17 protein-coding genes, 3 rRNA genes and 1 other annotated feature are annotated in these 21,820 nt (G+C 44.8%); all 20 genes read right to left on the reverse strand.

Annotated elements, in window-relative coordinates:
* Positions 1 to 3: 3 nt before the first annotated feature.
* Positions 4 to 1,710, reverse strand: coding sequence for a potassium-transporting ATPase subunit KdpA (gene kdpA / locus PFJ30894_RS02015; RefSeq protein WP_046430751.1), 1,707 nt, complete (start codon positions 1,708 to 1,710; stop codon positions 4 to 6).
* Position 1,711: 1 nt separating this feature from the next.
* The gene (gene kdpF, locus PFJ30894_RS02020) at positions 1,712 to 1,819 is read right to left on the reverse strand and encodes a K(+)-transporting ATPase subunit F (RefSeq protein ID WP_194202131.1); all 108 of its coding nucleotides are present in this window, start codon (positions 1,817 to 1,819) and stop codon (positions 1,712 to 1,714) included.
* A 219-nt stretch (positions 1,820 to 2,038) separates the two neighbouring features.
* Positions 2,039 to 2,836 (reverse strand): MBL fold metallo-hydrolase, encoded by a 798-nt coding sequence (locus PFJ30894_RS02025; RefSeq protein ID WP_125669916.1) that lies wholly within the window; start codon positions 2,834 to 2,836, stop codon positions 2,039 to 2,041.
* Between the two features lie 243 nt (positions 2,837 to 3,079).
* On the reverse strand, positions 3,080 to 3,733 hold the full coding sequence (locus tag PFJ30894_RS02030; protein WP_046430749.1) for a hypothetical protein: 654 nt from the start codon (positions 3,731 to 3,733) through the stop codon (positions 3,080 to 3,082).
* Positions 3,734 to 3,739: 6 nt separating this feature from the next.
* Positions 3,740 to 4,330 carry a 30S ribosomal protein S4 gene (rpsD, locus tag PFJ30894_RS02035; protein ID WP_113078188.1) on the reverse strand — a complete coding sequence of 197 codons (591 nt, stop codon included), beginning with the start codon at positions 4,328 to 4,330 and terminating at the stop codon, positions 3,740 to 3,742.
* 170 nt (positions 4,331 to 4,500) lie between these two features.
* Positions 4,501 to 4,731, reverse strand: a complete 231-nt coding sequence (gene rpsR / locus PFJ30894_RS02040) for a 30S ribosomal protein S18 (protein WP_021717084.1) — start codon at positions 4,729 to 4,731, stop codon at positions 4,501 to 4,503.
* Between the two features lie 17 nt (positions 4,732 to 4,748).
* Entirely contained in the window at positions 4,749 to 5,168 is a 420-nt protein-coding gene (locus tag PFJ30894_RS02045) for a single-stranded DNA-binding protein (RefSeq protein ID WP_021717085.1), read from the reverse strand.
* 17 nt (positions 5,169 to 5,185) lie between these two features.
* Complete coding sequence (gene rpsF / locus PFJ30894_RS02050; RefSeq protein ID WP_021717086.1) at positions 5,186 to 5,470, reverse strand: 30S ribosomal protein S6; 285 nt, start codon at positions 5,468 to 5,470, stop codon at positions 5,186 to 5,188.
* A 246-nt stretch (positions 5,471 to 5,716) separates the two neighbouring features.
* Positions 5,717 to 7,378: a biosynthetic-type acetolactate synthase large subunit gene (ilvB, locus tag PFJ30894_RS02055; RefSeq protein ID WP_125668899.1), complete on the reverse strand. Its 1,662-nt coding sequence runs from the start codon at positions 7,376 to 7,378 to the stop codon at positions 5,717 to 5,719.
* A 29-nt stretch (positions 7,379 to 7,407) separates the two neighbouring features.
* Entirely contained in the window at positions 7,408 to 7,653 is a 246-nt protein-coding gene (locus PFJ30894_RS02060) for an ACT domain-containing protein (protein ID WP_046430741.1), read from the reverse strand.
* 72 nt (positions 7,654 to 7,725) lie between these two features.
* Positions 7,726 to 7,950 (reverse strand) — a binding site (T-box leader).
* An 88-nt stretch (positions 7,951 to 8,038) separates the two neighbouring features.
* The gene (locus PFJ30894_RS02065) at positions 8,039 to 9,409 is read right to left on the reverse strand and encodes a tagaturonate epimerase family protein (protein ID WP_021717089.1); all 1,371 of its coding nucleotides are present in this window, start codon (positions 9,407 to 9,409) and stop codon (positions 8,039 to 8,041) included.
* Positions 9,410 to 10,031: 622 nt separating this feature from the next.
* Complete coding sequence (rarD, locus tag PFJ30894_RS02070; RefSeq protein ID WP_021717090.1) at positions 10,032 to 10,916, reverse strand: EamA family transporter RarD; 885 nt, start codon at positions 10,914 to 10,916, stop codon at positions 10,032 to 10,034.
* 25 nt (positions 10,917 to 10,941) lie between these two features.
* Positions 10,942 to 12,123, reverse strand: coding sequence for an MFS transporter (locus PFJ30894_RS02075; protein ID WP_046430737.1), 1,182 nt, complete (start codon positions 12,121 to 12,123; stop codon positions 10,942 to 10,944).
* A gap of 235 nt (positions 12,124 to 12,358) precedes the next feature.
* Positions 12,359 to 12,475 (reverse strand): 5S ribosomal RNA (gene rrf / locus PFJ30894_RS02080).
* Between the two features lie 191 nt (positions 12,476 to 12,666).
* Positions 12,667 to 15,576: ribosomal RNA gene (locus PFJ30894_RS02085) — 23S ribosomal RNA — on the reverse strand.
* A 246-nt stretch (positions 15,577 to 15,822) separates the two neighbouring features.
* Positions 15,823 to 17,381: ribosomal RNA gene (locus PFJ30894_RS02090) — 16S ribosomal RNA — on the reverse strand.
* The 16S, 23S and 5S rRNA genes sit together here, the layout of an rRNA operon.
* Before the next feature lie 446 nt (positions 17,382 to 17,827).
* On the reverse strand, positions 17,828 to 18,205 hold the full coding sequence (locus tag PFJ30894_RS02095; RefSeq protein ID WP_021718837.1) for a DUF1667 domain-containing protein: 378 nt from the start codon (positions 18,203 to 18,205) through the stop codon (positions 17,828 to 17,830).
* A 2-nt stretch (positions 18,206 to 18,207) separates the two neighbouring features.
* A complete protein-coding gene (locus PFJ30894_RS02100; RefSeq protein WP_125668900.1) occupies positions 18,208 to 19,473 on the reverse strand; it encodes an NAD(P)/FAD-dependent oxidoreductase in 1,266 nt (421 codons plus the stop codon).
* A 2-nt stretch (positions 19,474 to 19,475) separates the two neighbouring features.
* Positions 19,476 to 20,939, reverse strand: coding sequence for an NAD(P)/FAD-dependent oxidoreductase (locus PFJ30894_RS02105; protein WP_125668901.1), 1,464 nt, complete (start codon positions 20,937 to 20,939; stop codon positions 19,476 to 19,478).
* Positions 20,940 to 21,117: 178 nt separating this feature from the next.
* Positions 21,118 to 21,816: a phosphatase PAP2 family protein gene (locus PFJ30894_RS02110; protein ID WP_046430437.1), complete on the reverse strand. Its 699-nt coding sequence runs from the start codon at positions 21,814 to 21,816 to the stop codon at positions 21,118 to 21,120.
* Positions 21,817 to 21,820 lie beyond the last annotated feature (4 nt).

Genomic DNA, 21,820 nt, shown 5'->3' on the forward strand with positions numbered 1-21,820 from the left:
TCCTTAAAATACCTTGCCCTGCAGCATAAACAATTGATCTACGATCGGTCCCAGGGCCAGGGCCGGTAAAAAAGTCAACGCGCCGACGATCAAAACAACACCGGCCAAAAGCACGGCAAAAAGACTGCTGCCCGTATTAAAAGTACCGGCATTGGCAGGAGCGATTTTTTTGGTTGCCATATTGCCTGCAATGGCCAAAACAGGCACAATAACGGCAAAGCGGCCGATCAGCATTGCCAAACCGATCAAAACATTGTACCACAGGCTATTGGCGCCCAAACCGGCAAAAGCACTGCCGTTATTGCCGACACCGGAAGCGAAACCGTATAAGATTTCACTGAGACCATGCGGCCCGGGGTTGGATATCCCGGCCTGACCGGCTTCCGTAAGACAGGATACAGCCGACATCGTTAAAATAGTGGCAGCCGGAATCAAAAGTCCGGCAATTGTCAAAACAACTTCTTTTGCTTCAATCTTTTTCCCCAGATATTCAGGTGTACGTCCTACCATCAGGCCAACAATGAAAACTGTGATAAATACATACAGCATCATACCGTAAAATCCGGCGCCGACACCGCCCAGAACAACTTCTCCCAGCATCATCTGCAGCATAGGCACTAATCCGCCGGTACCGGTGTAGCTGTCATGCATCGAGTTTACTGCACCGCAGGACGCAGCTGTGGTAACCGTTGCAAACAAACTGCTGCTGCCGATACCAAAACGGACTTCTTTGCCCTCCATAGCAGTATCGCCGCTGATGCCCTGCGCAGCAACTATCGGATTACCATATTTTTCAGAAGCATAGCAAACCCCCAGCATCAAAACAAAAAGCAGCAGCATGGATGCCAAAACAGCATAGCCTTGTTTTTTATCTTTACACATCTCACCAAAAGTAAATAATAAACCTGTAGGGATCACTAAAATCAAAAACATTTCCAGGAAATTGCTCCAGGGAGTCGGATTTTCAAACGGATGAGAAGAATTGGCATTAAAAAAACCGCCGCCATTGGTACCCAGCTCCTTAATCGCTTCCTGAGAAGCAACCGGTCCCATAGCAATAGTCTGCTGTGCCCCTTCGACGGTTTGTACATCGACATAAGGATTAAGGTTTTGGATAACACCCTGAGAAACCAGCAGCAATGTTGCTACAACACAAATCGGCAGCAGTATTCTGGTCGTACATCTGATTATATCTGCCCAAAAATTGCCTAACTCACCAGTATTTTTACGCACCAGACCACGGATCAGAGCAATTGCGACAGCAGCTCCTGTTGCCGCCGACAAGAAGTTTTGTACAGTCAAGCCCAGCATTTGTGTCAAATAACTTAAAGTCGTTTCGCCGCTATAAGCCTGCCAGTTAGTATTGGTCATAAAGCTGGCAGCCGTATTAAAAGCAAGATGCCAGGTTTCGACGTTGGGCAGCTGCTGCGGATTGAGCGGTAAAAAAGCCTGCGTCAGCTGCAAAACAAAAAGTGATAACATACCTAAAGCATTAAAAATAATGAGATTCAGGCAGTATTCCTTCCACGGCATTTCTGTGCGCGGGTCAACTTTAGCCATTTTATAAAAAATATTTTCCAAAGGTGCAAAAAATCTTTCACCACAGGTTTTTTCGTAATTAAAAACTCGCGCCATATATTTACCAAGCGGCCAGGCGCACAGCAATAATACGGCTAAAAACAGCACAAATAGCATAATGTCTTTTGTCATTTTAAAAATCCTCCGGTTTCAATAATGCATAAATCAGATAAAATAAAATACCTACTGCTAAAAGCGAACTGAGCCATAACTCAGTCAAGGGCAGCATTTCCATCATCATTTTCCCTCCTTGTACAAAAACACCACTTGCAAATCACCTTACTACTGATGATGACTTATTGTACTACTACCTTGCGTAAAGCCGCTGTCAAAAGAACCCTCCCCGCTGTAAAAAAGTTGTAAAAATTTGCCGTTCTGCGATTACTGTTTATTCTGTTCTAATAGAAGACTATAGCTGAAAATAAATAAAAATACCTCGGGAAAAATCCCGAGGTATTTTTCAGTTTATCTCAATAACCTTACCAACACCAATTTCTTTAACAGGTATCTGTGCATGTACTGCCGCTTTCGCTTGAAAGGAACAGCAGTGGCACGGATACAGCTCCCGAATATTATGCTTCTGTAAATAGGCGATCGTTTTTTCCAGACGGTCGTCGACCTTAAATAAATGCCAGCCGCCGATAACCCCCTGAACCTTAGCTTCACCGCAAACCTTTTTAGCATATTCAATGATATTGCAGATCCCGCTGTGCGAACAGCCTGTAATCACAAATAATCCTTCTGAGCCTCGGTAAACTAAAGCCGTATCATCAAGTACTAAATCTACAGGATCCTCAGCACTGCCAAACCCATGCCGCTGTTCAAAATCATTCAGTGTTGGGACCTCGCCTAAAAAAACCAGCCGTTTTGTTAACCATACCGGTTCTTTACTAAGCCGCAGCCTACACTTTTCCTGCAGCTGCTGTGCTGTAAAAGGGGCGCCTATAGCTTCGCCGGCAAACTGCTTCGGCTTCAGGGCATCCGGATGCGCCAGCAGCTGCAGTTCAGAAAAATATTCCTGCTCGCTCAGCCATAGCAAACCCCGTGTATGATCATTATGCCCATGTGAAAGCACTACCTGCTGTAAGCGGCTCAAATCAATCCCCAACGCCTGGGCGTTTCTAAGAAATATATCCGAATAACCCACATCAAATAAAATTCTGACATCACCATCTTCCAGATAATAGGCTACGCCCGGCTCACCTAAATAATAACGGTCAATCAGAGTATTGTTATCTACCAACACAGTCAGCTGCATCATATACCTCCATTATTTTCAAAAAATCAGTCTGTAACTTTTTTACTTTCCCTCCATAACTTTTCACGAAACCAATACTCCTACAAGCTGTATTTACTTTCACATTAAAGCTTCCCTGCAAGTATCATAAGTCATTCCTTCTCAGAATACAACTTTTTTCTAAATCTGCGGCATCGCGCCATAAAAGAAACGTCCTGCACTTGGTAGCGCGGGACGTTTCGTAAAAATTATAAAATTGTTCTTTTAACCTGCTAAACAACCGACACGGTCATTTAAAAAATGCAGCAGCCGATAACGGAAAAAGGAACCATTAGTAAAGCTTTGACACAGCTTTTCCAGCCAGCTGTAGGAACAGCCAAAATCCTCATAAAAAACTTCTTCGCACCAGATCTGCTGCTTTATATATTCAAAAACCTGTGGCACCTCTTCAAACAGCAGGATCTGTGCTACCGCAGTTGTATCCAGCCTATGTGAATTGAAAGCAGTACAGATATCCTGAAGCTGCTGCAGGCATTCACCTTCAGGCAGTTGCCACAGCTGCTGCAGCTTTTGTAACAGTTCCAGCATAGCAGCTTTATTTTTAACATCGCGGCCGGCAATATAGTCACATAAAGCCCCCGTACTTACCAGAGGCATTTTTAATTCATTATTTCCATACATGCTATGATAAAAAACTGTAGGAAAATACACATACTGCAAAAAGCCAAGCACGGCATAACAATTCGGCAGGCACAGCCATTGACTGCTGAAAATCTGCATTTCAGCAGCGATGATACTTGCGTTAACAATCACCGTTTCCTGCGTATTGTCTTCACAAAACCCGACTGTCGCCAAACGCTTTTCTGAAAGAAATTTATCCCAATAGGTCAGTTCATTATAACATTCATAATTTTTCATGCTAGATCAACGTGAGAAATATTCTACAACGAGCTGGTCTTCGATCTGAATAGGAATCTCTTCCCGCAGAGGCAGACGAACCAGAGTACCGCTGAAGCTTTCTTTATCCTTACTGATATACGGCAAAGCAAAGCTTTCACGTTCCAGGAAATTACTTTTAAAAAGCTCGTTACTGCGCGAATTTTCTTTCAAACTGATCACATCGCCTGCCTTACAGATATAAGACGGGATATTGACATTTTTACCATTGACCAGAATATGACGGTGCGTTACCTGCTGGCGTGCCAGACGAATAGAATTTGCAAAACCGATACGGTAAACCAGGTTGTCTAAACGGCATTCCAGTGTGCAGAATAAAGCGTCTGCCGTACGTGCCTTACTTTTACTTGCAGCTTTATAGTATCTCAGTAATTGACGTTCAAAAATGCCATAATAAGCTTTTATTTTTTGTTTTTCTAAAAGTTGTTTACCATATTCTGACATTTTTTTACTGCGTTTTACAGTTGTTCCCAATCTATCCAAAGCTTTAGGATGACCACACACATTGATGCCGAATCTACGGCACTCTTTAAATCTCGGTCCTCTTCTTGTTGCCACGTTTACATCTCCTTTATTATAAAAAATCATCAGCCGCTCTGGTTAGCTATCGCTAACTTCAAGCTACATTATAGCAACAACTTGCCCAGCCGTCAATATCTGCACAAAAATATACAAAAAGCACCCTGTAATAAGTACAGGGTGCTTAATTTCATAACTAAAAGCTAATATTATTCGCAGGTAAATGGCAGCAGAGCTACGTTACGTGCGCGTTTGATAGCAGTAGTCATTTGGCGTTGATGTTTAGCACAGTTACCGGAAATACGACGGGGCAAAATTTTGCCGCGTTCAGTAATATAACGGCGCAGCTTAGCAACGTCCTTATAATCGATTTCTTCAACTTTATCAACACAGAAGCTGCATACTTTTCTTCTGGTTCTTCTGCCTCTTTCACGTTTCATTCGCATAACCTCCCTATTTAGAATGGGATCTCTTCATCAAAAGGAACTGCGGAACCAAAAGATTCCATCTCGCTCTTCGGACCTGCATCGCCGGACTGAACCGGAGCTCCGCTGCCAGTTGCTTTACGTTCAATGAATTCTACGCTGTTGGCAATAACTTCTGTCACCCAGCGTTTCGTACCATCTTTAGCATCATAGCTGCGAATCTGCAAACGACCGTCTACAAGAGCCCTTTGACCTTTTGTAAGACTATTCCCGCATAATTCAGCGATTTTACCCCATACAACGATAGCAATAAAATCAGCTTCTCTTTGGCCTTCCTGATTAGCAAAAGGTCTGTCTACCGCTAAAGTGAACTGGCATACAACTTTGCCTGTCTGAGTATAACGAACCTCAGGATCACGAGTTAAGCGGCCCATTAAAATAACTTTGTTCATACTAGTTACCCTCCTGGTTACTCACCTTTTCTGATAATCATGTGACGCAAAATTTCATCGGTAATCTTCATAACGCGGTCAAGTTCTTTGACTGTTTTAGGTTCTGCACTGAAAGTTACGAGAACATACAAACCTTCTGCGATATCGTCGATTTCATAAGCAAGACGTTTCTTGCCCCAACGATCGGTTTTTTCTACAGTACCACCGTTATTGTTGATGAGGTTGTCAAATTTAGCAACAAGAGCTTCAAAAGCTTCCTCTTCAACGGGTTTTACGATGTACATGACTTCGTAGTTATTCACGAAATCACCTCCTCCTTTGGACTTTGGCCCCCTAATGGGAGCAGGGGAAGTATATATTACTATATACAAGCTTATGTATTATACCATTAGTCCCAGTAAATTGCAAGGGCAGTTTACTAAAAATAACCGTCATACTAAAAGCATGACGGTTATTTCCTTCGGCTGTTTTCTACGACTCTTTCCCTTATTTACGGCTTGTCTTATTTAGCGCCGAAGCTTTATTTTTCCCTCATAAGGCCCTTTTTATCAGGCGTCAGTTTTGACAAAATCGTCAAGCACCGCGCCGGGAGCTACCATTGGTTCAACCAGATCACTTTGTTCTACTACCGCTTCGATCAGGAAATTTTTTCCTTGTTTACGCGCTTTTGCCAATGCGGCGGTAAATTCAGCACAAGTAGTTACTGTCGCACCGTCTGCGCCGCAGGCTTTAGCAAAACCAACAAAATTAAACGGCGTCAGAATAGTAGAAGAGTAACGTTTATCATAAAAAACCTGCTGCCATTGACGGACCATACCCAAACAACTGTTATTGATGACAACAGTAATAAAAGGAGCGCTTTCACGCATCGCTGTATAGATTTCCATACCGGTCATTTTAAAGCCTCCGTCGCCGCAAATCTGTACAACCTGCGACTCAGGCAGGGCAATTTTAGCTCCCAAGGCTGCCGGCAGACCAAATCCCATCGTTCCGCAGCCGCCGCTGGTCAAATGATGCCGCGGCGCGTCTACTTCCAGATGCAAGGCTGCCCACATCTGATTTTGCCCGACGTCAGTAACAAATACCGTATCTTCACCTTTAAAGCTGCGCGTCAGTTCTTTCATCAGCCAGGGCGCTGTCAATCTTTCGCCGGACTGTGCCGCACGGTTTTCTGTCGCATCCCAGGCTTTGATCGTATGCCACCAATGTTCTATATCAAGTTTTTTCACCCGTTCACTCAGCTTGTTGAGGTTCTCTTTCATATCTCCGACTAAAGGCAGCGCTGTCATAACATTCTTATCTACTTCAGAAGGATCAATATCCAATTGGATAATCGTTTTTTTACCAACATAACGATTACGGTCACCTGTGACTCGTTCACTGAAACGGCTTCCCGCTACGATAAGTACATCGGCATTAGCAACTGCCATATTGGCTGCAATGTGTCCGTGCATACCTGTCAGCCCCAGGCATTGCCGGTCGCTTCCCGGAAAAACCCCAATCCCCATCAGCGTATTGACGACTGGCATCCCTGTTTTTCTGGCAAAACGCAGCACCTCTTCCGCAGCACCACTGTGAACAGCGCCGCCGCCTACCAGAAATACCGGCTGTCTGGCATTAGTAATAGTAACTGCTGCGGCTTCCAATATCTCTTCTCTGGCCGTTTCCATAACAGGCGGCGTCAGTGGCTCCGCTTCCATCCACTCCACATCTCCGACCTGCAGATTGCTGGGAACATCCACCAGCACCGGTCCCGGACGACCTTCCTGTGCCAGGTAAAATGCCTGCCGCAGCGCCGGCAGCAAATCCTCAGGCTTACGCACCAAAATATTATATTTCGTTATCGGCAATGTCACACCGACAATATCTATTTCCTGAAAAGAGTCTCTGCCTAAATTTGCAACAGAAACCTGTCCCGTAATCGCTACCAGCGGTACGGAATCTAAATAAGCTGTAGCCAGTCCCGTAACGATATTGGTCGCACCGGGGCCGGAGGTAGCTATACAAACCCCCGTTCTGCCGCTGGCACGTGCATAACCGTCAGCAGCATGGATGGCTCCCTGTTCATGCGCCGTCAGTACATTACGCAGCGGCGCGTCATATAACGCATTATACAAGGGAATTACCTGACCGCCCGGATAACCGAAAACAGTATCTACTCCCTGTTCCAACAAAACTTTAATAATAGCTTGCGCACCAGATAACTTCATTCTTCGCTTTCCTCCCAAAATCAGCACTTTCAGACTGCAGCTTGTTCCTGCAGCATCAAGGTATTTACGGAAACCACCGCGACCTGTTTTGCCAGCAGCTTCGCCATTTGCGCAACATCACTTTCAGTATTCAAAACAATTTCCAGTTCCATTCCGTCAGACTGAACCTTCATATTGAGTTCCTGCACGTCCACACCTTGTTTTGACAATACCCGCAGCACTCTCGGCAGTAAAGTCTCCTCATTTTTAGCCTTTAAAAATAATTTTCCCGACATTTTGATTTCCTCCCTCGTATGATTTTGATGGAAAGCAGTGCGTTAGGAACAAATAAAAAACGCCCCTGCTTTTGCAGGGGCGTATAAAATACGCGGTACCACCCTAATTTATAACTTCGCACCAGTCCATCAACCGGCTCAGAATTAACGCATCTGGTACGCATCATGCTACTTACTTCTGCTTTCGCTGACGAGTTCATGGGTGATTTACTCAACAAGCGCTCCGTGCCGATTTCCACCAACCATCGGCTCTCTGTGACTTTACATCTTGTCTTTCTTCCCAATCATCACTTTTACAATACAATATTAAGATTGGTCATATTATGCCACTTTTAACAGCACTTGTCAACACTTTTTTCAAAAAATATTATATTTGTTCCAATGTTTACAATGTTCTTAAATAATTGCCTACCAAAACAGAAATTCGTTCACTATATGCGGCATGATTAACTGCTAAAACTTCTTTGACCTGATCTGCAAAATTACCTGCTTCCGGAGCCAGCAAAGTTTTATAACTTAATGCGTAAGCTTTTCCTGTCTCAGTCTGTGGTATCAGAGCGTCTGTTTCTGCTAAACCGGCATAATCCCGCATTTGACAGGCCAGCTGCGGTGCCAGCTTCAGCACCGTTTCCCAGGCTGCCAGCCACAATACGCTGCTGAGCTTAAAATGCACTTTCCCTTTCAGGGTTTTAGCTACTGCTCCCAAATCTTTTAAGGTCAAATCAGCATGTAAAAAACTCAGTCTGTAGCCAAAAGTATCAGCAATAGCGGCATGGGTCTGCAGCATTTCCTGCAGCAGCTGCGCCTCATCCAGAGTATTGAGCCCTAAAGCCGCAAATTTAATGCCGTTACGTTGCAATTCATTAGCAATCAGGTAATGCTCCTGTGGAGAAAGTAATTTACCCTCTTTAGATATCAGCAGCTCAAAATCTATTTCCCAGGGAGTATTTTTAAGATAAGAATTATAAATGAACTGTGCGTGCATAATAGCTTCACCATATTCCAAAACGATACGCCGCAGCTGTTCAGGCTCAAAATGAATAACTTCACTTCCTACCTGAAAATTTGCTTCCAAATATGAGCCCTGCATCGCATCACGAAATTCCTGCGGAAAATCATTATAACGCTTCTCTACCTCTGCATCTGACATTTTTTCGATCTGCAGATTTATTTTATCGCTGCAGTCCAGGCCAATCATGCTATAGCCGTATAATAATGCCTTTACAATATCTTCTTCACTTTTCAACCCTTCAGCATTGGCACCATAGCCTTCTTTATAACCTGTTTCAAAAACTCCCCAGGTTGCAGCATCTACAGCTTCCAGAAAATTGCGTTTTAAGAGCACGCTGTCAGCAGCTGAATATTCTGCAAGGACAGGCTTTACCTGCTTTTTAGCAAACAGCGGCGCAATGCATCCGCCTGCAGCTCCCAGCCAGTCACTGAAACCGATACTCGTACCTTTAGTGCCGCAGGCACTGGGCGCTGCCCATTTTACAAAACGACGGATAACTGCCGCATTATTTGCATTCAAAGACATAATATCCACATGCAAACCATCCTGTTCACAGGAATTTTCGACAGCCCACATCGCTGTCAAAGGACATTCCCCCTGTGTAACACAGACTAATTTTTTATCAGCAGCCTTTATAACCAGTGCGACCCAGCCGTTAGTGACTTCGCTCATAGAGGCTGACACAACCTTGCCGCCTGCCGCAGCCTCCATTGTTTTTACTGCCAGTGCTTGTTTAATAGCCATTTTTCATCCTCCAAAAATCTCAGTTATCTTCCTTCTAATATTATCCACAATCTGCGCCTTTTACGCAAGTAAAACCCGGAAAATAACTAAACGCTATTTAAACCTTTGTTCGCCAAACTATAAATTATGCTTATCGACAGTACTTTTAATTTATCCACCTAAGGCGGATACAAAATATATGTGTCAAAAAAGCAAAATCCTCTCCATTTATCAACAATATCCACATAGTTTTCCACAGCATTCTGTGTATAAATTACATATTATACACAGTTTCAATCTTTTTTTCCCCTAAATTTTCCAAGTTATACCATATCACCCTTAAGTTATACACATTTTATCAACATTCTGTGGATAACTTTCAGAAAACTTTCCCCATTTTTCCACAACACAATATCTAGTTTGTTTATTGGCTCATACAGATGCTGAAGTCTATACTTTGTGTTCAAAGTGCACTGTCAAGGGCAACTTTTAATCGTTTGATTAAAAGTTTTATTTAAGCGCTTCTTGACACTGACAAAAGCTTTTACAAGTGTATATTTAAAGCCTTCTTTCTTCAGCCTAAATTTTCTGAAAATAAAAAAGCAGCAGTTTTTTTTAATTTAACTGCTGCTTAACTCAATTTTTACCGCCGTTTTATCTGTGCTATAGTAAATAAAAACAGACCAAACCATATCCAACCAAAAGCGACCATATGTACGGATGTGAAGTTTTCTCCGTACATAAAAACGCCTATCAGCAAACTGATTGTTGGAGCAATATACTGTAAAAATCCAATTATTTTTAACGGTAAAAGCTTTGCCCCTGCCGTAAAAAACAATAACGGCGTAGCCGTCACTACACCGGCACAGGCCAGCATTATCAACGTACTGGTTTCTGCTGTTTGATAAGCACTGGTTCCATGCAGGCTCAAATAATATTCATAAGCCAAAGCCAGCGGCGTTATAAGCAGTGTTTCCAGCATAATACTCGTCATTGTCGTTACCGATAAACATTTCTTGATCAAGCCGTATAAAGCAAAAGAAACAGCTAATGATACAGAAACCCAAGGCAGCTGGCCCAGGTTCCAAACCATTGTACCAACACCGATCACAGCGCAGATAACTGCTGCCATTTGCCAGTTATCCAAACGTTCTTTCAAAAAGAAAACACCAAAAACAATGCTCACTAAAGGATTGATATAATAGCCCATACTGGTTTCTACTATTCTGCCGTCATTGACAGCCCAAATAAACAACCCCCAGTTGAAACTGATCGTAATTGCCGCAGCCAGCATTGCCAGAGCCTGTTTAGGATTTGTAAAAATATCCTGAGTTTCTGCTAAAAAACTTTTTACTCTGCCGGAAGCGATGATCAATATCCATACAAAAACACAGGACCAGATAAAACGATTTGATAAAATCTCAAAAGCCTGTACTACGCCTAAAGTTTTCCAATAAATAGGCAAAATTCCCCATAGTAAATAAGCGGTCAAGCTATAAATTATTCCCTGTCTGAAAGTGCTTTCCATTGTTCCTCCATCTATCTGCCAATAATTATTTTCTTAAACTTGCCGGAATTGGAATTTTCAGGGCAATGATCGCCGCAGCTACCGGCAGCCAGGTAACGATCTGCATTACCAGCGGTAAACCAAAATTATCGGCAATAAATCCTAAAATAGTAACGCCAAAACCACCCATACCGACGCTGAAACCAATAGTAAGACCTGCTGCCATCCCAACGTTATCAGGCAGCATCGTCTGCGCTAAAACGATAGTTGTAGCAAACGACCCGATGATAAAAAAACCAGAAGCCACAACAGCCAGCATTGCGCCAATTTCCGTTCCTGCATGGCTGATCAGCCATATCGTTGGAATACTTAGTATAATCGATCCTAAAATGATCCTGCGGGCTCCTAAACGGTCACTGAGCACTGCACCCGTATAAGTTCCTGCTACACCACCCAATAAAAATGCCGACACCAAAGCGCTGGCAAAAATTGCTTCACTGCCACGAAATTTCATAAAAAATAACGGCAGATACGTAGATAATCCCGTATGGATAGTAGACCTCATAAAGATAAAAAACAGCAGTATAAACATTCCTGTATAAGAGAGCTTTTCTGAAGCAGCTTTAATTTGTACTGCAGCTTTTTTCAAACTATGCTCCGCATTAACACGTTTGTAATCTGGCATATATTTCATCATTAACCCAAAAACAAGCAGCCCTGGCAGAATAAAATACATCGTATTATGGATGCCATCCTGCAGTCCAATGAGAAAAGTCATCAAAATGGAGCCGACGGCCATACCGGCATTGCCTCCCAGAGAAAAAATGCCCATATTTTTGGCTTTACTGTTTTCATCGCTTAAAAAATTAACAGTTTTTGAAGCCTGAGGATGATAAGTCGCACTGGCTATACCGATTATAATAACGGTCAATAAAATTAAACTATAACTGGAAACCCAGCCTATGGCGGCAAACCCTGCACCTGCCATAGCAGCGCAAAAAGGCAGCAGGACAGGCATAGATCGCTTATCCGTAATATAACCAAATACCGGCTGAATAACCGACGACGTAATATTCTGCGTCAAAACTATAGCTGCCAGCTGCGAATAACTCAATGTAAATAATTCTTTAAGGTGTGGCAATACTATTGGTAAAGCACCAGCCTGTAAGTCAGTCACCAAATGACCTACTGCTAATGCTAAAATAGGTAAAAAATTTTTCTTTTGCATAACATGTCCTTTCAGAGCGATAAGTATATTGTAACATAAATACTCCTTTTAGTAGTGTTTTTAAGAAAAATTTACTTAAAGCGGTTATTCATTATAAGAATCGATATTTTACTTCATAAGTACACAGGCATACAACTTCCGGTTTTGCCTGCCATGTGTCCCAGGGCAAGGTCTGGCCGGATTGTATTTACCTAACATAAAAAAATAACCATACCGTATGGTATGGTTATTTTTTAACCGGCAGCTTTCTATCCTCCCAGGCCGCTTCCAGCCAAGTACTTTCGACGTTTAAGGGCTTAACTACTGTGTTCGGGATGAGAACAGGTGGATCCCCTTAGCTATCGCCACCGGATTGTTTCAGAAGGTCTTTAAGCCTTCAAAACTATATAGAAGAGTACAAACTTTTGAGTTCGCTGTGTGTTTTTACTTCTTTTCGGCGATTCACTTTCATCAAAAACGCTCCCCTCAGGTCGCTTTTTCGATATAAGTTCCGCCACCTCTAATTCTGACTTCGCTTGCGCTCGTCACAATCAGGGCATCACTTAAGTCAAGCCCTCGACATATTAGTATCGGTCCGCTCAATACATTGCTGTACTTACACTCCCGACCTATCAACCTCATCTTCTTTAAGGTGTCTTACTAGATTGCTCTATGAGAGATCTCATCTTAAGGCTGGTTTCACGCTTAGATGCTTTCAGCGTTTATCCTTTCCGAACGTAGCTACCCAACTGTACCCCTGGCGGGATAATTGGTACACCAGCGGTTCGTCCACTCCGGTCCTCTCGTACTAGGAGCAGCCCCCTTCAAATCTCTTGCGCCCGCGATGGATAGGGACCGAACTGTCTCACGACGTTCTGAACCCAGCTCACGTACCACTTTAATGGGCGAACAGCCCAACCCTTGGGACCGACTTCAGCCCCAGGATGTGATGAGCCGACATCGAGGTGCCAAACCTCCCCGTCGATATGGACTCTTGGGAGAGATTAGCCTGTTATCCCCAGGGTAGCTTTTATCCGTTGAGCGATGGCCCTTCCACTCGGTACCACCGGATCACTAAGCCCTACTTTCGTACCTGCTCGTCGTGTTTGACTCGCAGTCAAGCTCCCTTCTGCCTTTACACTCTTCGCGCGATTTCCGGCCGCGCTGAGGGAACCTTTGGGCGCCTCCGTTACTCTTTCGGAGGCGACCGCCCCAGTCAAACTGCCCGCCTGACACTGTCCCGGATTTCGTTACTCTCGCGGTTAGAATTTCAATACATCAAGGGTGGTATCCCAACGTCGGCTCCAGCCAGACTAGCGTCCAGCTTTCCATGCCTCCCACCTATCCTGTACGTAATGTATCAAAACCCAATGTCAGGTTACAGTAAAGCTCCATGGGGTCTTTCTGTCCAGTCGCGGGTAACCTGCATCTTCACAGGTATTTCAATTTCACCGGGTCCCTCGTTGAGACAGTGCCCAAATCGTTACACCTTTCGTGCGGGTCGGAACTTACCCGACAAGGAATTTCGCTACCTTAGGACCGTTATAGTTACGGCCGCCGTTCACCGGGGCTTCAGTCGAATGCTTTGGACTAATCCGAACATCCTTCCTTAACCTTCCGGCACTGGGCAGGTGTCAGCACCTATACGTCAGCTTTCGCTTTAGCAGGCACCTGTGTTTATGGTAAACAGTCGCTTGGGCCTCTTCTCTGCGACCACTCTATGCTCCATCCGCATGGGACTTCACAACAGTGGCTACCCTTATCCCGAAGTTACGGGTACATTTTGCCGAGTTCCTTAACGAGGGTTCTCCCGCGCACCTTAGGATTCTCTCCCCGCATACCTGTGTCGGTTTACGGTACGGGCGGTAGCTCTCTCACTAGAAGCTTTTCTCGACAGTGTGGGGTCAACAACTTCGCTCGCATCTCTGCTCACTCCGCATCACGCCTCAGGCTTTCAGTGCACGGATTTGCCTATGCACCACCCTACACGCTTACACATGCTCTTCCATTCGCATGCTTGCCTGCCCTTCTGTGTCACTCCATTGCTCAAACAATTACTACCGGTACTGGAATATCAACCAGTTGTCCATCTCCTACGCTCTCTGCCTCGGATTAGGTCCCGACTTACCCTGAGACGACGATCGTTGCTCAGGAATCCTTATGCTTTCGGTGGAAAGGATTCTCACCTTTCTTTTCGCTACTCATACCAACATTCTCACTTCCCACAAGTCCACCGAACCTTCCAGTTCGACTTCTACCCTATGGGAACGCTCCCCTACCCCGTATACTTTACGTATACAGCCACAGCTTCGGTTTCGTACTTTAGCCCCGGGAATCTTCGGCGCAGGGTCTCTCGACCAGTGAGCTATTACGCACTCTTTAAATGGTGGCTGCTTCTGAGCCAACATCCTGGTTGTTTATGAAACCCCACATCCTTTTCCACTTAGTACGACATTGGGGACCTTAGCTGGTGGTCTGGGCTGTTTCCCTTTTGACCACGGATCTTATCACTCGTAGTCTGACTCCAAGGCTCTACAGTATATCCATTCGGAGTTTGACAGGGTTCGGTAACCTTTACGGCCCCTAGCCCGATCAGTGCTCTACCGCCTATACTTACTACCTCAGGCTAGCCCTAAAGCTATTTCGGGGAGAACCAGCTATCTCCGCGTTCGATTGGAATTTCACCCCTACCCACATCTCATCCGAAAGCTTTTCAACGCTCACCGGTTCGGTCCTCCACGCAATTTTACCTGCGCTTCAACCTGGACATGGGTAGATCACTGCGGTTTCGGGTCTACCTACACTAACTAGCGCCCTCTTAAGACTCGCTTTCGCTGCGGCTCCGTGTCTTCCACTTAACCTCGCTAGTGCAGATAACTCGTTGGTTCATTCTTCAATAGGCACGCCGTCGCTTTCGCTTCGACTGCTTGTAGACATACGGTTTCAGGTACTATTTCACTCCCCTCCCGGGGTTCTTTTCACCTTTCCCTCACGGTACTATGCGCTATCGGTCGCCAAGTAGTTTTTAGCCTTGGAGGGTGGTCCCCCCTGCTTCCCACAAAATTCCTCGTGCTTCGTGGTACTCTGGATCTCGGCCTCTCTGCTCTGCCTTTCGTCTACGGGGCTTTTACCCTCTCTCGCTTACCTTTCCAGGTAATTCGACTAGGCCTGACTTCGATTCTGCCGGTCCTCAACCCCGAAAAGCCGGAGCTTCTCGGTTTGGGCTCTGCCCTCTTCGCTCGCCGCTACTGTGGGCATCTCGTTTGATTTCTCTTCCTCCGGGTACTTAGATGTTTCAGTTCCCCAGGTTCCCTCCCTTGCGGGTGACCATCCATGACGATGGCCGGGTTTCCCCATTCGGATATCCACGGATCAATACTTGCTTGCAGTTCCCCGTGGCTTTTCGCAGCTTACCGCGTCCTTCTTCGGCTCTTGGCGCCTAGGCATCCACCGTATGCCCTTAGTAGCTTGACTTTTCAGCTGCTAAGAAACTTACGTTCCTAGACTTTTTTCTCGTTAACTCTCATCAAATATAGCATTTTGATTAGAGGTTTATGTCTATTACTACTCACTCATCATTTTCATAATAAACTGTTTGTCTCTTCTATATGGTTTTCAAGGTTCAAAAAAGAAGGCTAAGCCTTCAAAACTAAACATTAACCAACGAATGTGCGTCGACTTGAAGTCTACGAGATATCTTACTATCTCATGTCTCCATAGAAAGGAGGTGATCCAGCCGCACCTTCCGATACGGCTACCTTGTTACGACTTCACCCCAATCATCGGCCCCACCTTAGACGGCTGGCTCCTAATAGGTTACCTCACCGGCTTCGGGTGTTACCAACTTTCGTGGTGTGACGGGCGGTGTGTACAAGGCCCGGGAACGTATTCACCGCAGTATGCTGACCTGCGATTACTAGCGATTCCGACTTCACGCAGGCGGGTTGCAGCCTGCGATCCGAACTGAGATCGGGTTTCTGGGGTTTGCTCTGCCTCGCGGCTTCGCTTCCCTCTGTTTCCGACCATTGTAGTACGTGTGTAGCCCAAGACATAAGGGGCATGATGACTTGACGTCATCCCCGCCTTCCTCCAGGTTGTCCCTGGCAGTCTCCCATGAGTCCCCAACTTTACTTGCTGGTAACATAGGATAGGGGTTGCGCTCGTTGCGGGACTTAACCCAACATCTCACGACACGAGCTGACGACAGCCATGCACCACCTGTTTTCTTGTCCCCGAAGGGAAATCTCTATCTCTAGAGCGTTCAATCAATGTCAAGCCTTGGTAAGGTTCTTCGCGTTGCGTCGAATTAAACCACATACTCCACCGCTTGTGCGGGCCCCCGTCAATTCCTTTGAGTTTCAACCTTGCGGCCGTACTCCCCAGGCGGGGTACTTATTGCGTTAACTCCGGCACAGAAGGGGTCGATACCTCCTACACCTAGTACCCATCGTTTACGGCCAGGACTACCGGGGTATCTAATCCCGTTCGCTACCCTGGCTTTCGCATCTCAGCGTCAGACACAGTCCAGAAAGGCGCCTTCGCCACTGGTGTTCCTCCCAATATCTACGCATTTCACCGCTACACTGGGAATTCCCCTTTCCTCTCCTGCACTCAAGCCTAACAGTTTCCAGCGCCATACGGGGTTGAGCCCCGCATTTTCACGCTCGACTTATTAAGCCGCCTACATGCTCTTTACGCCCAATAATTCCGGACAACGCTCGCCACCTACGTATTACCGCGGCTGCTGGCACGTAGTTAGCCGTGGCTTCCTCGTTTACTACCGTCATTGCAATGCATTGTTCACACACTGCACGTTCGTCATAAACAACAGAGCTTTACAGACCGAAATCCTTCATCACTCACGCGGCGTTGCTCCGTCAGACTTTCGTCCATTGCGGAAGATTCCCCACTGCTGCCTCCCGTAGGAGTTTGGGCCGTGTCTCAGTCCCAATGTGGCCGTTCATCCTCTCAGACCGGCTACTGATCATCGCCTTGGTAGTCCGTTACACTACCAACTAGCTAATCAGACGCAGGCCCATCCTTTAGCGATAGCTTACTTGTAGAGGCCATCTTTCTTCATCCTGCCATGCGGCAAGATGATCACATCCGGTATTAGCACTCCTTTCGGAATGTTGTCCCCGTCTAAAGGGCAGGTTGCCTACGCGTTACTCACCCGTTCGCCACTAAGAATTCTACCGAAATAAAATTCTCCGTTCGACTTGCATGTGTTAGGCACGCCGCCAGCGTTCGTCCTGAGCCAGGATCAAACTCTCCAATAAAGTTTTATTGAGAAAGCCGATTGGCTCTTTCGATTTGTTGTTAAGAAATTATTTTTTGACTTGGCAAACGCTCCTCTTTCAAGAAACGCTCGCCCGCACATTCGTTTTTGGTTATTGTTCAGTTTTCAAGGTTCTGCCTGCCGCCGCATTTCGGCGACTTGTATATAATAGCATTCCCCGTTACTTCTGTCAACACCTTTTTTGTAACATTTTTTATATTTTTGCATGATACACCAGGCAGCGTTGGCAACGTCTCCCGCTTGACTACAAGCCATTCCCCAGTTATTTTTTTGAAAAAATAACTGTTTATTGCATTGTCCGCCGTCCAAAAACGCTTCTATAATAGTTTACCTTTTACTGAATTTACAAATCCTGCCACACTAAAAATAAAAATCCGGCTTTGCCTTCTACAGCAAAACCGGATTCGAACAACTTAATCCAAACTATTATTCCCGATGTGCCTCCATCGAACGGCTGGCAATAATATCTACTCCCAATCCCAGAATATTTTCTACAATAATCTGGCCTTCAGTCACCGGAGCCTTTACGGCTATTTGGCGCAATGCCGCAGCACAATCCAAAATACGTTCTTTAGGCAGTGTAGTTTTAGATACGACGGGCAATAATGGTAAAAGTCCTCCTTTTACCTGTACGGTACTTGTCAGCATCCGCTTGGGGGCAACTACTTCATCATGGGCATATTTAGGACCACGGGGGCAGGTATTACCGGTAACACTTGTTACCGCACCGTCTTCTATAGTAACAGTCATCTCACAACCCAAAGGGCACATGATACAGTTCATTATACGAGTTTCTACAGCCATTTTTATGCCTCCTTGTTCAATGCCACAGTCAAAGTTTCTCCGATAAGCGCTGTCTTTTCTGCTGGAATATCGACAGCAATCATTTCACTTGGCTTGGCAACAGGCAGCATTTTTGTCAAAATGACATTTTCGCCGCTCTTTACTTCTAATTTTACTTTACGTTCCAGATTGGCAACACGCATAAATAAACGTGCTTTTTCACCATTTTCGGGCAGAGACAGTCTTTGCGGTACACATGTACGTACTCCGTTCGAGGTAATCACATTTACTGTACGCAAGTCGCCATCCAATTTTTCCTGCGCATCTAACGCTGCAAATTTACCTGCTATTTCCGCTTCTTCCGAAACAAAATCTACCAGGTCGTGTACATGTACAACATTGCCGGCAGCATAAAAACCAGGAAGACTGGTACGGCGGCGTTGGTCTACGATAGGGCCGCTGGTCAGAGGATGCATCTCTAAATCCAAACTGCGCGATAGTTCATTTTCCGGAATCAAGCCGACAGAAAGCAGTAAAGTATCACATTCAATATCAAATTCAGTCCCGGCAATCGGCTGCATTTTTTCGTTGACCTTTGCTACAGTTACACCGGTAACGCGATCACGTCCGTGGATCTTTGTGATAGTATGGGAAAGATACAAAGGAATATCATAATCATCAAGACACTGCACTATATTACGGGTCAAACCATTGGAAAACGGGCAGATTTCCAAAACGGCCTGCACTTTACAGCCCTCCAGGCTCATTCTCCTCGCCATGATTAATCCAATATCACCGCTGCCTAAAATTACTATTTTATGTCCAGGCAGATAACCTTCCATATTGACCATCCGCTGCGCCGCTCCGGCAGTAAAAACACCTGCCGGCCGTTCACCCGGAATTCTGATCGCACCGCGTGTACGTTCGCGGCAGCCCATAGTCAGAATAACGGTTCTGCCTGCAATTTTCAGCAATCCATGTTCAGGGCTGACTGCAATTACCGTTTTGTCCTGCAAAACTTCCAAAACCATCGTATCAACCAAGGTTTCTATTTCCGGTTTATCTTTGATCATTTCAATGCAACGATAAGCATATCCGGGTCCAGTCAGCTCTTCTTTAAAATGATGCAAGCCAAAACCATTATGAATGCACTGCTGCAGAATGCCGCCTAATTCCCGGTCACGCTCAATAACCAAAATACTTTCAGCACCATTCTGCCAAGCGCTATAAGCAGCAGAAAGTCCAGCCGGACCACCGCCGACAATAATTACGTCATATAAATTTTTCATTTTTATGCTTCCCCCTCATCTGCAGAGTTTTTTTCATAAAACAAATGAGAATCAGCACGTTCTTTCAAAACTTCCGGTACGGGTATACCCAGTTCCCGTGCCAGGATCTGGGTAACGCGCGGACCGCAGAAACCGCCCTGACAGCGTCCCATACCGGCACGCGTACGGCGTTTAACACCGTCAACTGTTTTAGCTCCGCAGGGCGCTTTGATAGCAGCGATAATCTCCGCTTCCGTGACCGTTTCACAACGACAGATAACACGGCCATACAATCTATTTTTTTCAATAAGCTTTGCCTGCTCCTCATGTGACAATCTATGAAAAAGAGGATTTTGCGGTAAAACAGCTTTAAAATCAGCTTTTACAGCGGCCGGACAATATGCCAACACAGCTTCAACAATCATTTCGGCTACTGCCGGAGCAGCTGTCAGTCCAGGCGATTGCATCCCTGCAGCATTAAACAAACCTGCTACAGGTGAAGCGCCGATGACAAAATCTCCGCTGCCGGAAACTGCACGCAGCCCTGCAAATTCAGTAATCGAAGCACCCATCGGCAAATTTGGAATCAGTTTTCTGGCAAAATTCATAATTTCGTCCATCCCTGTCAGAGTAACGGCAGTATCTTCCTTATTCTCCATATCCTGTGCATTAGGACCGATAAATGTATTGCCATGCGTAGTCGTACAGATCAGTATACCTTTAGACTTTTTATTAGGTGTTGGGAAAACAACGCCTTTAACCAAACTGGCTGCAGCAGTTTTATCAAAAAGAATATATTCGCCGCGGCGCGGATGAATAGTGAAGCTTTCATCGCCAGCCAAACGAGCGATACCATCTGCATAAACACCACCGGCATTTATGACACAAGCAGCCTTGATCAAACCTTTTGAAGTTTCTACAGCCGTAATTCTGCCAGCTTCCTTAATAAATCCAGTTACACGGCAGTCCGTAACTACTTCAGCGCCATTCTGCACTGCACATTGCGCAAAAGCCACAGCCATGGCAAAAGGCCAGCAAACGCCTGCCGACGGCGCCCATAAAGCGCCAACAACTGTTGTCAGATTTTTTTCTTTGGCTAAAACTTCTTCTCTATTTAAAATACGCAGGCCTTCAACGCCGTTTTTCTGACCGCGTTCCAATAATTCCTGTAAAGTCTGCATTTCTTCTTCACTGGTAGCAGCAACAAGAGAACCTGTCCATTCAATATCCAGACCTAATTCTTTTTGCAGCTCATGATATAATTTATTGCCGCGTACATTAGTAACTGCTTTTAAACTGCCTGTCGGCGCGTCAAAACCAGCATGTAAAATAGCACTATTAGCTTTCGTAGTACCTGCAGCAAGGTCCGGTTCTTTTTCAACAAGCACGCATTTTAAATCATACTTCGACAACTCACGCAGAATTGCAGTACCAACAATACCGCCGCCGATAACAACGACATCCGCTGTTTTGAAAAATTCCATCATTTCACATCCTAAACAAAAATTCTAAGTTATACTTAGTAATTTTATCACATTCTTTACAAAAAAAGAACTTACTTTATAGTTTTTACAAGAAAAATTTCATTTTTTGTCACCCACGGGACTTTTAAAGTCCCTATCACTAAAAAAATATCCTGTCAAATTTGACAGGATATTTTAAAAATTATTTTACAGCTTTATCCGGAAAAATTTTATTTAAAAAATCTATACATTTATCACTCACCGGCGTCAGTAAAACCCAACTCAAACCAACCAAAGAAATACTTAAAGAACCTACAGCAATATCTGTAAACCAGTGCGCTCCGGCCATAATACGCGGCAGCATAAAAATTATTAAAATAATGCAGCTGACGGCAAAAGCTTTTTTGCCAAAATATCTAAGCATGAAACCGGCATAAATCATCAGCATCAGACCATGATCGCCTGGAAAACTGTCGCCAGAATAATCCTTAGCTTTAAAAACCAGCATTTTACTGACACGATGAATATTTTCAAAAAATCCTGTCGGACTGCATCGCTGTACAGGAATCAAATGCCCCAGCTGATTTAATATTACCGCAAAAAACAGCATCGTGACACCGATAAACCACATTTTTCGTTTACCTAAATGATCCTGTTTAGAATAATAATAACCATATAATGCCAACATAGCCATTAAAGAAATTATATCGAAATGACGTACATTAGTCAGACCGACAAAATACGTAAAAGAGCTTTCAGGTTGAAGCTGTTCATTAAAGTAATAGAAAATGCTTTTATCCAATGTAAACCAAAAACCATGTTCAGCAGGTAAATACCAGCTAAAAAATATTGTTAAACCTACAGCATTTAAAAATATAATTTTTCCTAAGTTTTTTCCCACTTCC

Source organism: Phascolarctobacterium faecium, from assembly GCF_003945365.1.
Taxonomy (GTDB): Bacteria; Bacillota; Negativicutes; order Acidaminococcales; family Acidaminococcaceae; genus Phascolarctobacterium; species Phascolarctobacterium faecium.